This is a genomic window from Agrobacterium sp. 22-223-1 (assembly GCF_053522385.1).
Map to the genome: position 1 here is coordinate 207,109 of NZ_JBNWCN010000005.1, position 14,937 is coordinate 222,045.

The 14,937-nt window shown below is 61.7% G+C and carries 11 protein-coding genes; 4 read left to right on the plus strand and 7 right to left on the minus strand.

The window, feature by feature from the left end; all coding sequences use genetic code 11:
• Nucleotides 1–26: 26 nt before the first annotated feature.
• From ACQZ60_RS20220 to ACQZ60_RS20230, 3 genes are all read left to right on the plus strand, one after another.
• Nucleotides 27–758, plus strand: a complete 732-nt coding sequence (locus ACQZ60_RS20220) for an SDR family oxidoreductase (protein ID WP_020812315.1) — start codon at nucleotides 27–29, stop codon at nucleotides 756–758.
• A gap of 89 nt (nucleotides 759–847) precedes the next feature.
• Nucleotides 848–2,455: an FGGY-family carbohydrate kinase gene (locus ACQZ60_RS20225; RefSeq protein ID WP_020812314.1), complete on the plus strand. Its 1,608-nt coding sequence runs from the start codon at nucleotides 848–850 to the stop codon at nucleotides 2,453–2,455.
• 57 nt (nucleotides 2,456–2,512) lie between these two features.
• Entirely contained in the window at nucleotides 2,513–3,238 is a 726-nt protein-coding gene (locus tag ACQZ60_RS20230) for an SDR family oxidoreductase (RefSeq protein ID WP_020812313.1), read from the plus strand.
• 93 nt (nucleotides 3,239–3,331) lie between these two features.
• Here ACQZ60_RS20230 and ACQZ60_RS20235 read toward each other — a convergent pair whose 3' ends face one another.
• Nucleotides 3,332–3,628 carry a PRC-barrel domain-containing protein gene (locus ACQZ60_RS20235; protein WP_003522015.1) on the minus strand — a complete coding sequence of 99 codons (297 nt, stop codon included), beginning with the start codon at nucleotides 3,626–3,628 and terminating at the stop codon, nucleotides 3,332–3,334.
• 274 nt (nucleotides 3,629–3,902) lie between these two features.
• Here ACQZ60_RS20235 and ACQZ60_RS20240 point away from each other — a divergent pair, with 274 nt between their 5' ends.
• Nucleotides 3,903–5,039, plus strand: coding sequence for a polysaccharide biosynthesis/export family protein (locus tag ACQZ60_RS20240; RefSeq protein ID WP_020812312.1), 1,137 nt, complete (start codon nucleotides 3,903–3,905; stop codon nucleotides 5,037–5,039).
• An 11-nt stretch (nucleotides 5,040–5,050) separates the two neighbouring features.
• On the opposite strand, the gene ACQZ60_RS20245 is transcribed toward ACQZ60_RS20240, so the two are convergent.
• The 6 genes from ACQZ60_RS20245 to ACQZ60_RS20270 form a co-directional block, all read right to left on the minus strand.
• Entirely contained in the window at nucleotides 5,051–5,956 is a 906-nt protein-coding gene (locus ACQZ60_RS20245) for a protein kinase domain-containing protein (RefSeq protein WP_020812311.1), read from the minus strand.
• Nucleotides 5,943–7,343 carry a type VI secretion system-associated protein TagF gene (gene tagF, locus ACQZ60_RS20250; RefSeq protein ID WP_448735994.1) on the minus strand — a complete coding sequence of 467 codons (1,401 nt, stop codon included), beginning with the start codon at nucleotides 7,341–7,343 and terminating at the stop codon, nucleotides 5,943–5,945. The genes ACQZ60_RS20245 and tagF overlap by 14 nt, the downstream gene beginning before the upstream one ends.
• A gap of 82 nt (nucleotides 7,344–7,425) precedes the next feature.
• Nucleotides 7,426–10,905: a type VI secretion system membrane subunit TssM gene (gene tssM / locus ACQZ60_RS20255; protein WP_448735995.1), complete on the minus strand. Its 3,480-nt coding sequence runs from the start codon at nucleotides 10,903–10,905 to the stop codon at nucleotides 7,426–7,428.
• A complete protein-coding gene (tssL, locus tag ACQZ60_RS20260; RefSeq protein WP_174058614.1) occupies nucleotides 10,902–12,404 on the minus strand; it encodes a type VI secretion system protein TssL, long form in 1,503 nt (500 codons plus the stop codon). The genes tssM and tssL overlap by 4 nt, the downstream gene beginning before the upstream one ends.
• Nucleotides 12,401–13,741, minus strand: coding sequence for a type VI secretion system baseplate subunit TssK (gene tssK / locus ACQZ60_RS20265; RefSeq protein WP_059761087.1), 1,341 nt, complete (start codon nucleotides 13,739–13,741; stop codon nucleotides 12,401–12,403). The genes tssL and tssK overlap by 4 nt, the downstream gene beginning before the upstream one ends.
• Nucleotides 13,731–14,936: a type VI secretion system-associated FHA domain protein gene (locus ACQZ60_RS20270; protein ID WP_448735996.1), complete on the minus strand. Its 1,206-nt coding sequence runs from the start codon at nucleotides 14,934–14,936 to the stop codon at nucleotides 13,731–13,733. Before ACQZ60_RS20270 ends, tssK begins: the two co-directional genes overlap by 11 nt.
• Between the last annotated feature and the right edge of the window lies 1 nt (nucleotide 14,937).

Sequence of the window (14,937 nt, forward strand, 5' to 3'; positions counted from 1 at the left end):
CATCTTCATAAACGCAGGAGAATTAAATGTCTGAATCGCTGCAAGGCAAGATCGCTGTCATCACCGGCGCCGCATCCGGCATCGGGCTTGCCACCACCGAAGCGCTGCTGGAACAGGGCGCAACCGTGGTCATGGTCGACTGGAACGAGAAAGCCTTGAATGAACTCGCTGGCAAGCTCGGCGAGCGCGCCATCCCGCAGGTGACAAACCTTCTGGATGCCGACAGTTGCAACGCCATGATCCCCGAAATCCTCGGGAAGGTCGATCATATCGACATTCTCTATTGCAACGCCGGCACCTATATCGGCGGCGATCTCACCGAAACGACGCCTGAAGCCATCGACAAGATGCTGAACCTCAACGTCAACGCCGTCATGAAGAACGTCCATGCCGTCGTGCCGCATATGTCGGAGCGCAAGACCGGCGATATCGTCGTCACCTGCTCGATTGCCGGCCATTTCCCGACCTATTGGGAGCCGGTTTATTCGGGCTCGAAATGGGCGATCACCAGTTTCGTGCAGGGCATGCGCCGCCAGATGATCCCGCACGGCGTGCGCGTCGCGCAGGTGTCTCCTGGCCCGGTCGTTTCCGCGCTTCTCGCCGACTGGCCGGAGGAAAATCTCCGCAAGGCCAAGGAGTCCGGCAGCCTCATCGATGCGAGCGAAGTGGCCGATGCCGTTGTCTACATGCTGACGCGCAAGCGCACGGTCACCATCCGCGACATGCTGGTCTTGCCGACCAACTTCGACCGCGTTTAAAAATCTCCAGAGTGGCGGAAAGATGGGAAACGGTCCCGCCGCTCAACCCTGTTCAAGCACCGGATGATCCGCTCCGAGGAGTATCGCAAATGGCTTCCTATCTGATTGGCGTCGATGTCGGGACCGGCTCGGCGCGCGCCGGTGTCTTCGATGTCGCGGGAAAGCTTCTCGCCACCGCCAAACGCCCGATCGGCATGCATCGCGAGGATGGCGGCATTGCCGAACAATCGAGTGGCGAAGTATGGCAGGCCGTTTGCGACAGCGTCCGGGAAAGCGTTTCCCGCGCCGGCATCGATCCCGCCGAGGTCGCCGGCATCGGTTTTGATGCCACCTGCTCGCTGGTGGTGCGCGGACCGGAAGATGAGACCCTGCCGGTTGGCGCCCCCGATCATCCCGAGCGCGACATCATCGTCTGGATGGATCACCGCGCCGTCGAACAGGCGGAGCGCATCAATGCCGGCGAACACGCCGTGCTGAAATATGTCGGCGGCCGTATTTCCCCGGAAATGCAGACGCCGAAACTGCTGTGGCTCAGCGAAAACAGGCCGGACATCTATGCCCGGGCCGAGCACTTCTTCGATCTCACGGACTTTCTGACATGGAAGGCTTCGGGCGCGCTTGATCGCTCCGCCTGCACTGTGACCTGCAAATGGACCTATCTGGCCCATGAGAACCGTTGGGATGCGGAGTATTTCACTCGTATCGGACTTGGCGATCTCGCCGAACAGGGTTTTCGCCGCATCGGTCAAAACGTCGTCCATCCCGGCACGGCGCTGGGTAACGGTTTGACGGAAGATGCTGCAAAAGCCATGGGTCTGGTTGCGGGCACCGCGGTTGCGGCAGGCCTGATCGATGCCCATGCCGGCGGTGTCGGCACGGTGGCTGCGGGCGGCGATGCGTCGCGATGCCTAGGTTATGTTTTCGGCACCTCGTCCTGCACCATGACGACCACCACCGAACCCGCCTTCGTGCCCGGCGTCTGGGGACCCTATTATTCGGCCATGGTTCCGGGCGCATGGCTCAATGAAGGCGGCCAGTCTGCCGCCGGCGCGGCCATCGATTACCTGGTGCAGCTGCACCCGGCATATGCCGAGGCGAAGGCGCTTGCCGGCAAGGAAGATAAAGCATTGCCGGTATGGCTCGCTGACCGGGCGCTCAATCTTGCCGCATCCGCTTCCGCTGCCGCAAAGATCGCCGAGGATTTTCACGTGGTGCCGGAATTTCTCGGTAACCGCGCGCCGTTTGCCGATCCCCATGCCCGCGCCGTCATCGCCGGTTACGGCATGGAGACGGGCGTGGATTCCCTTGTGGCGCTTTATGTGGCCGGCCTTCTCGGCCTCGGTTACGGGCTTCGCCAGATCATCGAAACACAGGCCCGCAACGGTGCGCCGGTGGAAACCATCAGCGTCAGCGGCGGGGCGGGTGCGCATCCGCTTGCAAGACAATTGCTGGCAGACGCCACCGGACTTCCCGTGGAACTGACTGAATGCGAGGAGCCGGTGCTTCTCGGCTCGGCCATGCTCGGTGCGGTTGCCGCAGGGACCTATCCGGACCTGATGGTCGCCATGCCCGCGATGTCGCGTGTCGGCAGCTGTGCTACGCCCGATCCAGATTTTCAGAAGATTCATCAGGCGCGGTACGACGCGTTTCTGGCGCTGCAAAATGCGGCGCGCGCCATTCGTGCCGCCAGCCATTGAACCACGTCACAAACTCATATCGTCCGGCCGTCATGGCCGCAAAATAAAGAGGATTCCATGCAGTTTTCCGGAAAATCCGTCATCATCACCGGCGCAGGAAAGGGCATCGGCCGCGCCTGCGCTCGCCTGATGGCCGCGCGCGGTGCGGAAGTGGTGGCGATCAGTCGCACCCAGTCCGATCTCGACAGCCTGAAAAGCGAAATCGGCGGCCGTTCGATCCGCGTCGATCTTGCCGATGTCGCCGCCACCCGCGCCGCCATGAAGGAAGCCGGCCCTTGCGATTTCCTCATCAACAGCGCCGGCATCAACGTGCTCGAAAGCGTGCTGGATATGAGCGATGCCGGTTATGAAGCCGTTCTCGGCATCAATCTGCGCGCGGCTTTGGTCGCATGTCAGGAATTTGCCCGCGCCCGCGTGGCGAAGGGCGGCGGCGGCGCCATCGTCAACATCACTTCCATCGCCGGTCACCGCGGTTTCCAGGATCACCTCTGCTACGCGGCCTCCAAGGCCGGGCTGGAAGGGGCGACCCGCGTTCTTGCCAAGGAGCTTGGCCCGCACGGCATCCGCGTCAACGCGGTTGCGCCCACCATCACCCTCACCGAACTGGCCGCGGAAGCATGGAACGATCCGGCGAAAAGCCAGCCGATGATGGTTCGCCATCCGCTCAACCGGTTCGCCGAAGCGGAAGAGGTGGCTCAGAGCATCGCGTTGCTCCTGTCGGATGACAGCCGCATGATTTCCGGAGCCGTATTGCCGGTCGATGGCGGTTTCCTCGCCGTTTGATGTCTTAGGGAAGTCTCAGGCGCAGGCGCCTGCCCGAAATAAAAGAACGCCCGGCAAACAGCCGGGCGCTCATCTTGATGAATGACAATGCTGTTAATGACGATGCTCGGGCATGTCCTTTAGCTGGTCCTTGGTCCATGAAGTGACCGCGTGGACATCGCCGTCCTCATCCCGCATGAAATCAAGATCGCTGAGCGGTACTGCGACCGGCTTTGCGCCGATACCAAGAAAGCCGCCGACATCGATGATGGCGGTGCTGCCGGCCCCGACGCCGTGGACATGATCGACCTTGCCGACCTTGTGATCGTCTGCACCATAAACGGTGGCGCCTTCAAGAACGGACGGCGTCAGTTCGGTTTCAACCAGGCGTACGTGATTGGTGTGATCCATTGTTCTTGCTCCTGTCTTGGTTTGCAGAAAACAAACTCCTCGACTGCAAAACCGTTCCATCGAATGTCGCTGGCCGGCGCCAGTCGATGAAGGCCGGTGATTTCTCATCGGTACATTGTTGGGGTTTGCGGCAGGCGGTTCCGAAAAGGTTGCGGAATGGTCACACCTTTTCTCCGGAAGACAAGTTTTCGCTAAATTGCAACCGCTAAAGTTGTTGCGATGACGTGTCTGGATGTTATCTCTGCGTCAGGTTGAATCATCAAGGGGATGAGGGATGAAAAAGTTGGGGGCGGTTTTGCTGGTGGCTCTTTTGAGCGCATGTGCAAAGCCATCTGACGGACCGACCGCAGGCAATATCCGATCTGCGACTTTCCCTCGAACCAACGAAAAAATCCCCGTCATCGAGCTGGCGAATGCACCGGCGGCCACGGTATCCGCCGGAAGCCTGCAGAATGCCTCCGGCCCCGGCCTCACAGCACTTCGCAACACAGGTTACAACGCCCAGAGATTGCGTCGCGGCGACGTGATCGACATCACCGTGCTCGATACGGGCGAAGACGGGCTTTTCTCCCCGACGCAAAGCAAGACGCTCAATCTCGGACGCTTTACGGTGGACCAGAGCGGATCGGTGAATATCCCCTTCGTCGGCAAACAGAGGGTGGTGGATTCGACGCCCGAGGGGCTGCAATCGCAGGTCGTTGCCGGGCTCAAGGGATCGGCCGTGAACCCGCAGGCCGTCGTCACCGTCGTCGACAAGCCGACAAGCGCCGTCATGCTCAGCGGTGCGGTGAAAAACCCCGGAAAAATAACGCTCACCGCCCGTCAGGAGCGGGTGCTCGATGCGCTCAATCAGGCCGGTGGCCCGACCGTCGCTCCGGGCGCTGCCACGGTTACCGTTGTTCGCGGCTCGCACAGGGCGAGCGCGCCGCTTGACCGCGTCATGCGGGAAGACCGCCAGAATATCCGCCTGTCGCCGGACGATCAGATCATGATCGATGGCGATGCGGCGAGCTACACCGCGCTCGGCGCTTTCAAGAGCGCCGGCGAATTCCAGTTCGAAGCCGGAAAACTGACCCTCGCGCAGGCTGTCGGCCGCGCCGGTGGATTGCTGGATGACCGTGCGGACGCGCGCAATGTCTATGTCTTCCGCAACGAGATCATTCAGGTGCCGTCGGCAACCGCATCGGGCGCGAAAGGCCCGGTTGCGACGGCCACGACCATGCGGCCGGTGATTTATCACGTCAATATGCGCGATGCTTCCAGCATTGCGCTCATGCAGCTCTTCCAGATGCAGAAGGGCGATGTGCTCTATGCCAGCAACGCACCGCTGGTGGATTCGGCCAAGCTCCTGACCGTGTTCCAGAAGAGCGTGCCGACGGCGGCAGCACCGCTTCCCGGCAGCGGCAACTGATCAATGAAGCGCTACAGAAGCTGTAGCGCTTCCATTGCCGATTGCGGCCGCGACGCGGGTTCGTCCTGGCAACAGGCGTCCGCAAAATCCGCCAGCCTTTGCGTTGTTCGCATCTCATCCGTAGCGATAAGCCGCCGGGCAAGCCGCCCCACGGAGAATATATCCTGATCCGGCTTTGCGGTTGCGTCGCGCATCCGTTCCGGTGCTGCAAATTCGTGCGAGGCGGCAAAGCTCATGCCCCGGTCCGCGTGTTTTTGGCCGATCTCCAGCGCAATGCCGAAATCGCCAAGTCTGCCCGTTTCGAAATCGCCGTCCTCCAGTAGAATATTGGCTGGCGTGACATCGCAGTGGACATATCCCCGTGCATGCATGGCGCTCAGCCCTTCCAGCAGGCGGCGAAGGATTGTGATCGCTTGCGGCGCGCTAACCGGCGGCTGCGATGCAAGCGAGGCCAATGACCGCGGGAACCATGGCTGCAACAGGCCCGGCCGGCCATCGGCCAGTCTCAGCAGCGCCGATGTTTCCACCAGACACGGATGGCGCAATGTCAGGCCGAGCTGCGCCTCTTCGCGTAATCTTTGCAGCAGTGCCGCGTCGTTTCTCAACGCCGGCGGCGTGGTTTTCAGGGCGTGAAGGGAGCCGAGATCGCGGTGCCGCACCTGCAGCAGCAGCGTGTTTTCGCTTTCATAGGCAATCCGTTCGAGGGCAAAACTGTCGGCGATCCAGCCGGGTTTTGTGTCAGAAAAATGCGAGATTTTCCGGTCCAGCGCATTTCTGACCTGATCGATCAGGTCTTTCTGTTCTTCGGCAGGCCTTTCCCGCGTGCCGTCATGGCGAATACTTTGCCACAGATCGGAAAAGCGCTCGGCAACCTGCGGATAGGCAGGCCCATCGCCCGGTTGTTTACCCTTGCTCAAGCCGGTTTCCAATCACGATGGCGCTGACATTCTCGCGTGCGTCCTCGATCAACGCTTCCTGGATCAGGGCGCTGGCGCAATCCTTGATCGGGGTGTTGCCGACAATCTCGGCAATGGCCCGTTCCTTCAGGATTTGTACCAGCGGATAGCTGCACAGGAGCAGCCTGTCCTGCGAACCCCAGTCTTCCCCGACGATATCCGGCCGGAATTGCTGGGAAAGGCCGACACATTGCGAGAGCTGCCTTTTCATGCCGACAACGACGTGATCGCGCGAAAGCTGATGCATGGTTCCGTTTTTCAGGAGATAGGCGCGCGCGTCGCCGGACCACAGGACGCTCAACCTGCGGCCGATAATGGAGGCAATGATGACGCTCGCCATCGGCCTGCCGTCGGCGCCCATGGTTTGCCGGGACAGAAGCAGGCTGTTGACGGTGCCGAGCTTTCCCCTGATCTGCTGCGCCATCACCTCGGGGCTTTCGGCATCGGGCGTCTCGGCAAGAATATTTGTGGCCAGACGTGCGGCTTCCACGGCGCTGTGCGTGTCTCCCTGTCCATCTGCTATGGCGAAGAGGGCAGGGGTCTGGGAAACGAAGAGCGAATCCGCGTTCAGGGAAAGCCGTGTTCCGGGGTGCGTGGCATAGCTGTAGACGACCGATGACGGCTGTTCGGTTGGCGGCGCGGGCGCGATCACGGGCGGAGTTTTGTGTTTCGCACTTTCCTGCGCCTGCGTGGGTGTCGAGCCGTCCTCTTCGCCCTTGCCTGCCATGTCACTGAAGAGGCGCAGGAAATCGGAAGCTTTCGGTTTGCCGTCGAATTTGAGACCGCGGGCGCGGCGGCTGACAGGATCGATGCGCCACCAGAGGCTCGTCGGTGCGCGGCCGCGCACCATTTCCGGGGCGTCATCCTCTTCCCGTGGTTTCGGCAGGCGCAGTTTTTTAACGGAGGTGTTAAACCGGGACATGTCGAAATCGCCCGTCATGGATGTCTCGGCCAGCGCCTCGGCGGCCATGAACCAGGTGTCGTCGAGATAGAGCGTTCTTGGATGTTTCCGGAAGCTATTGAGCTGGGCAATGATGGCAAGCGGATATTTGCGCCCCACCCGGTCTGCGCTGGGCACCAGCACGCCGGCATAGGCGCAGTTTCCCCATATGCCGCTTTCGATGATGAAGCGAATGGGGGGCGATGACGTGAATATTTCGGGCCATCGGCCTGAAAACAGGTCTGCGCAGGCGTGCAGGCCGGATCGCATCCAGTCGTCAAACGTCCCGATCAGCTCCCGTTCAAGCCCGTCGGAGATAAAGTCGCCATGGCTGGGGACCTTGCCGAAGAAGCCGATGCGATCACTTTCCGCTGCGGTTTCCGCGGGCCTCGATGCCTGATTGGCCATCAGTCGTTATTGACCGCGGTGCTTTTCGTCGTTGCTTTCATCATAGATCCCCTCCTTAAAAAAACGGTGCGCCGCCCCGCCGCTAAAATTGCGCGGGGCAGGCAAAGCCGGCGATGGCGTCCAGCCTGAACGGGTTGAGAACCGAGCCGAACTGGATATCGAATTCGGCAGCCTGAGCGCCATTCGCAAATCGCACCCGCAGCAGGTCGCCCGACTGGTTTTCGATATCGGCGCCGTCGAACAACCGGAATGGCGACCAGTCGCCGTTTTCGGTTTTCGCCTGCTGCCAGCCGCCCGGCTGGAAGGCGATGCGCGATAGGCTCGCCGTGTTTTCACGCGAGGGCCAGGTGATCGATTTCGCCTGAATGGGGCCGTGATAATAAACCACCCGCTCGCCTTCGATTTCCAGCATCACCGCGCTGGAGGCATTGGTAAGCGAAACGGGTTTGACATTGATCGACACCGCCGGCGTCTCGCTGCCATTCGGGAAAAATGCGCGCGAAATCTTGTCGGCATTCTCGAACTGGGCGACGGCGTTGCTTGGAATGCCGGCGGCGCCGAAGGTGCCTTTCCAGCTCCAGGGGTTGGTCGTCTTGTCGACAAAGGCTTCCATTCGCTGTTTGAAGAAGGACTGGAAAACCCCGGTCGGCCCGAAGAGACGGGTGAAATCCGCGATGGCGACATCGCGGGAAGATGACCTGTCGAAAGGATAACGCCCGGTCACGATGGAAGAGCACAGCGATGCCGCATCGGCCGCCCAGAGTTCGGCAATGCGGCTGCGGGCGGATTTGACCGCAAGCGAGCCGACATCCGCCGCCACACCCGCCACCCAGACATCGAGGGGCGCCGGCAATTCACGGGCCTGCTGCAACAGATCCTGATTGGCCTTGGTGAGTTGACTATCCACGTCAAACACCTTGGCGACCTCGTCGGAGGTGGTTGCCGAGCGGGCAAGCTGCTCGTTCAGCATCTTGAAATGCGCGAGCAACTGTTCCGATGGCGAGCCGCCGGCCTTGCCGCCATTGGCCTGCTCGCCCGTTGTGGCCGCGCCTTTCGCCGCCAGCATGTCGCGCAGTCTCGCATAGGGATCGGCTGCGTTTACGGTGGCGGCCAGAACGGCTGCGGTCGCGTCGCCTTCAGCGGCGGAGGCGAGGGCGGCGGGGTTTGCTCCGGGGCGCAGATCGGTCGCCTCCGCGATCGATCTGGCAGCCTCCACCACGATATTGCGTTCATTGGCAAGCGCGCGGGTTGTTTCCACGGCGTCGCCAAGGGTCTGGGACGGCTTGACCCGAAGGTCGGCCAGCGTATCGGCCCATTTTTTCTCGAAACGGTCGAAATAGATTTGCAGCGCGGCCTGCGCCACCTGCTCGACCGTGGCACCCCTTATGGCATCATCGGAACCGCGTACCCACCCTTCGGAAAGCGCGATACGGGCCGCATGGGCGACCTGCGGAATAACGACGCTGCGATATCCCTCCGCCGTGAAAAGACCTTCGATGCCTTCCGCCATCGGCGCTTTGCTGCGCCGCTCGAAGGCACGCTCGCCCAGCGGGCCGAAGGCCGTGGCTGGTGTCCATTCCATCAGTTCCCGCGTCTGCGGAAGACCGGCAAGAATATCATAGGCGCGCGTGCCGACAGCCTGATTGCGGATGGTTTCACGGGCGGTGGCGATGAGCCGCGCATCGAGCTCAATCGGGGCGAGCACGCCGCCCGCCAGCGCTTTCGCATGCTGGTCGAGCGCTTCTCTCGCCGCCGCCCTTCCATCGCCGGGATAGAGGGATGCGAACATCTGGTGTGTCTGCACGGTCAGGAAATCGGGGTCCAGCGCACCCATGCCGCCAAGCATTCCATAGAGCTTCAGCGAATTGAAGGTGCGCGTGACATCCTTTTCGTCCTTGAGCTGTTTCTGGAGCTGCACGATCATGCGCGGCAGGAGCAGGGCATTGAGCGCGCGCTGATAGGCGTCACGCTGCCGTCCGGCGATCTTGTCTTCCTGATCGAGCCCGAAGCTGACATTCCACACTCTCTCGCGGGCAAAGCCGGAATTGACGTCGCGCAGATTGTCGAGCGCCGGAAGGATGCGGAGAAAATCGGCGTCTGAAACATCGCGCACGGGAATGCCCTGAACGAGTTGTTCATAAGCGCCAAGTTTGCGATCCGCTTCGGCAAGCGCCTGCGTATTGGCGAAATAGGTGAAAATCCAGCCGGTGAAGACGATGGCGACCGCGGCGGCCGAAACACCATAGGCGATGCGTCGCACCAGCAATTGCCGTCCGGAAAGGCGCTTGTCGCGCATCACCAGCGCGGCTTCGGGGAAAATGACATCCTTGAACAGCCGCGACAGGAAGTAGCTTCGGCGGGTTCTGGCCGCTGCGGGAGACCTTTCCGTTTCCGGCTGCGTTCCCGAAGCGAGATAAACGCCACGCAAAAGCGGCGCTTCGATCAGCGGGGACCGTGCGCAGAGTTCGGTCAGGGCCTCATGGAGTCGGTCTTTCAACCGTGCAAGTTCGGCGGGGAAGCGGAAGATGCGGCCGCGCGTCTCGGCATTCTGCTCCTGCTGCAGGCGCTCGATCAGCATCGCATCGACCCGCTGTTGCAGCAGTTCGAACTCTTCCGTCAGGCGTTGCGGCAGATTCTCGGCGGTATAGCTCTCATCCAGCTTGAAGGTGGTGCCCCACACCTGCTGGCGGTCGGTCTTGTTGAAACCGTCGAAGAATTCCACGAAACCATGCAGCAGATCGGCCTTGGTCAACACGATATAGACCGGAACGCGGGCATGCAGATATTCATCCAGTTCCGAAAGCCTCTGGCGGATGGAGCGCAGTTCCTGCCGTTGTTCCTCGGGATCGCGGGTGAGAAGATCGGGGATGGACAATGTCACCAGCGCGCCGTTGATCGGCTGCGACCGGCGATAGCGTCTCAGAAGGCCGAGGAACCCTTCCCAGCCGGCTTTGGATGAGCCATCGAGGTCGTCCTGTGTGGTGTAGCGGCCGGCGGTGTCGATCAATATCGCCTCATCGGCGAACCACCAGTTGCAGTTGCGTGTGCCGCCGATGCCCTTTACCGCGTTTTCGCCGAGCGCATCGCCAAGCGGAAATTGCAGGCCGGAATTGGTGAGCGCCGTCGTCTTGCCGGAGCCGGGTGCGCCAAAGATCACGTACCAGGGAAGGTCGTAAATATAACCGAAACGCTTTTTCGTGACCCGTCGCAGCAGCGCCAGCGCTTCCTTGAGACGCATCTGTATCTCGCCGACTTCTGCCTGGCGGTTGGCCAGGGCTTCGCGCTCGATACTGTCGACGAGTTCCTTGTCCTGCTTGCGGCCGCGATAGATGGTGACGGCGATATAAATCAGCCATATGGCGAGAATGATGCCGATAGCGATGAGCCGGGCCTGCGTCGTTCCCAATGGCTTGAAATCGCCCAGCGCGACCAGATAGCCGTAAAACCAGATGACGATGCAGAGCGCGACCACCCATAACAGCGACAGGAAACGGCGGCCGATGAGAGCGGCATAGCTCTCGACATAAGATCGGATCGTATAAAAATAGCTCAATGGATTCATGGCTGTGCCTCTTGCGGCTGCTGTCCCGAACTGTTCTGGATGGTCGGCGAGAGAATGCCGGCGTCGCTCAGTTTTTCATCGGGATTGGTCAGGACCATGATTTCCGTTCTGCGGTTGATCTGGCGGCCTTCCTCCGTTTTGTTGTCGGCGATCGGGTCGCTGTCGGCACGGCCTTCCGTCAGGATCGCTTCCGGGCCGGTGAATTGTGAAAGAATGTCCCCGACCGCCTTGGCGCGGGCTTCGGAAAGGTGCCAGTTCGATGGAAATTCCACCGTCTTGATCGGCACGGTATCGGTATAGCCGATGACGACGGCGCGGAATTTTTCAGCCGCAAGCGCACCGCCGATACGCTGGATGAGATCGCGGAACTGCGGGCTGACATCGGCGCTGCCGGTGGAGAACAGGCCCGAATTGTTGATGCGAATGCGCAGCCGCCCGTTTACATCCGCCAGCGTGACAAGCTTCTTTTCGACTTCCGGCTGAAGGAAGGCCATCAGCTTTTCAAGCCGGGAGGGTTGCCGTGGCTCCACCGGCTTCGGCGGTTCCACGACCTTGGGCGTTTCGACCTGCGCCGGTGGCTGGGGCGGGCTTGCGATCAGCACGCTCGGCGTCTCGTTCGGCGGCAGATGGGCGAGCCTCTCGAAGGTCACATCGGATGCGTTGTTGAGCGACAGCGTGAAGAAGAGATAACCAAGCGCGAAGGCAAGCGCCATCAGGGACAGCAGGGTCCACAGCGCGGCCATCGTGCGCAATGGCGTATGACGGGCTTCCACGCCTTTCCAGTGCGGTGAAAGCTCCCGTTCGAAGGTGCCGTATTGGCCGATCAGCGTCTTGTAGAGGCTGTCGCGGATGCGCGAAAGCTCCAGCGCACCCTTTGGCGAAACGCGGGTGCGCCCTTCGAAAGCCAGCGACAGGCACAGATAGATCAGCAGCAGCAGATCCTTGCTGGCGCCGGGCGACTGATGGAAATGGTCGAGAATGTCGAAAACCCGGTCGCCGCCGGTGACATCGTTGTGGAAGGTGGAGACAAGGCCGGAGCGCGCCCAGCCTGCCCGCACGCCCCAGGGCTTGCTCAGAACCACATCATCCACCGTGGCGCAGACGACATAATGCGCCGCTCTTGCCCGCTCGGGGCTGATGCGGGCGGAAGCGAGGTCGCGCTCGTAGCGGGTGATCGCCTCAATGCAGGCGCGGCGAAGCTGATCGGGATCCGGCTCCGCATCGCTGAAGCGCAGGAGATGCGCGAGGTTGAGAAGGGGAGCGGCCGATTGCACCAGCGTCGGCACATCGCCGCCGCCGAAATGGAAACCGGAGAGCAGCTGGTCGACCGGCATGGCGGCCGCGCTTGTCTTCGGTCGCCCGGCCGGGGCGTCGGTCTCGACAATGTCTTCGAGGATCGCCGCCATGTTGCGGGCGTTCTGGTTGCGTCGGCGGCTTTCCTCGGTGATTTCGACCACCGTCGGCAAGTCCTGCCAGGAAGAGGGGTTTTCCTTGCTCATTCGCGTAACGCCCACATTTCCATCTCAAGTCCGGGGAACTCGCCTGCCAGATGCAGGGCAATCGCGCCGGAGGTCTCAAGCTGCTTCCAGAGGGGTGATTGCGTGTCGATCTCGAAATAGACGGTGCCGGACCGATAGGGCAATTGCCGCGGCAGGACCGGCAGGGAGCGCACGGGAATGCCGGGCAGCGCCACATTGACCAGTTCGGAAATCCGCTCCACTGGCCCCACCTTGATCTGTGCCGGCAGGCGGCGGCGAATGTCTTCGGCGGCCATATCCGCGCGCACGGCAAGCACGAAGCCGGCATCGCGCAGCAGCGTGCGGTCGTGGATGGTGCCGACGCGGACGCCGTGGCGGCGCTCCACCAGCTCGATCGCAACGGCGGCCTGTTCCAGAACCGCGGACAGCGATGTGCGCAGATCGTCGAAAACCGCCCCGAAGGTGGCTTTCAAGTCCTCGTGCCGATAGGGCGGGAAATCCGTCGCGCGTTTTTTGTCCGTGGTGAAGGTTGCAAGCTCGCCGGCAAGCTGGATGCAGTCTTCGTAAAAACGGATGGGGTGAAAACGCGTGGCGTTGGCGCAGCGATGCGCCAGCAGCGGATCGGCCCGGTTGAGGATTTGCAGCAGGAAATAATCGCCCACTTCCGCCGTTCCCCTGATCGTCGGATCGCCGATGCGTTCGGCAATCGCCTGGGCGCGGTGGCGAACGATCCCCAGAAGCTCCGTCAGCAATTCGTTGAGGCGGGGCGCCGCCGCGCAGCTCAGGCTCGGAGGAATGAAATCCGGGTCCAGAATGACCGCGCGGTCTGAGCGGACCTCGATGACCCTTGCAAGACCGATGAGATCGTAACCGGAAAGATCGTCGCCGGTTTTCAGGAACTTCAGGCTGAGACGGCCGACATCGATGGGGGCCACGAAATCCGTCTCGATATTGGTGTCGGAGACCTCATAGCTGGAGGCGGTGAAGCGCACATTGTTCGCATCGTTGCGGCCGCTGGCGGACATGTCGGCCTTGCCGGGCTGCCGGGCCGGCAGGGCGAGATAGATAACGGCGTTCTTGACGCTTTCGTCGAGATCGAGCGGCGGCGGCAGGTCGGAATCCTCCGGCGCTTCGAAGGGCGTTCCATCGGGAAGTACGCCGCGCAGGTTCGACAGGGCGAATTGCCCTATCGACAGCGCGCTGCGGTCCACGCCGATTTCGGCGATGCCCCAGGGGTAAGGCGAGAGATTGCGCGTGGTGTTGCGCACCAGCCGTTCGGTCCAGCGGTCGGATTGCTGAAAATGCTGAACGCGAAGAAACATGCCCTCGCTCCAGGCAACACGGTTCTCATGTCTCATCGTGGTTGTTTACCCCCTTTGCATCGGCCGTTATCGCGTCAGGTTCCTGCGTGGGCGCGGCCTCGCCGCGCGCTGCCCGCTGCAGGAACTGCCTGACCGGCAATGGACGGCCGTTTTCCTCAAATTGCTTTTTGTAAGTGGACCAGTAATCGGTCTTCATGATCAGCCCCTGCCAGTCGCGGCGCTCGATTTTGGCACGAAGATCGTTGCCGGCATCGACGGAGGCTTCGAGAAGCCTCGGCTCGAGTTTTTGCGTGCAGCCGTGGATCAGGGTTTCAAGCGAGGCGGCGAGCCGCCGCTGCTGGCGGATGAGCGTTTCCATCCGCTCGCTCAGGGAGGCTGACGAACCGTGGCCGGTGCGCTCGCCTTCAATGTCGAGAATGGCCAGACAATCGGCGCTTTCCTGCTCCAGCGCGGTCAGAAGATCGCCGATCTCCTGCGCGGTCGAAGCGCCCGCAGCCGATGCGCCCTCTGGGGTCAGGTCTTCGCCTGCTTCCGGGAAAACGCTGTCGAAATCCTCGTTATCTGAGGCCGAAACCGGACGAGAGATCATGACCGGCGTGTTCAGTGCGTCGGTATGTTCGTGCTCGCTGCTTGCAACCGGCTCCTCGTCCCAGTTATCAGGCAGAACGGCGCCTATTCCGCGCGCCGCGGGCGGTTCGCTCCAGCCGATCTCGACATTTCGCGAAATGGATTTCGCCTTCCGCTTCGCGCCCTCGCGCCATGTTTCGGACCAGTCGTCGGCGGAGGCGGTGTTGCCCATCACGCCGCCGGCCGAACGGCCGTTCGGGGCGATGTCGGCAAGGATCGCCGAAATGGTCAGCGGCTCGTCACTCATGCGCAGGGAAGCATCGGGATCGGAAAAATCCAGCTCGGCATCGCCGCTGATGGCGACCTGAAAAACCTGCCCGCCAATGTTGATTTGCGAACCGTCGCGGAGACGCGCGCTTTCGCCTTCCAGCAGCAGGCGGCCATCGACCAGCGTGCCGTTCGCGCTCTGGTCAAGGATCGTAAAACCTTCGCCATCGCGGCTCAGCGTGCAGTGCAGCTTGGAAACGCGCCGCTCATTGTCGTCGATCTGCCAGTCGCAATCGCGAGACCGGCCGATGACGCGGCGGCCGCGCTCGAAGCTCCACTGACTGGCTCTTGCGGCTCCGATATTTCGTGTGTCCTTGAGTGCAAGCTTCATATCCATG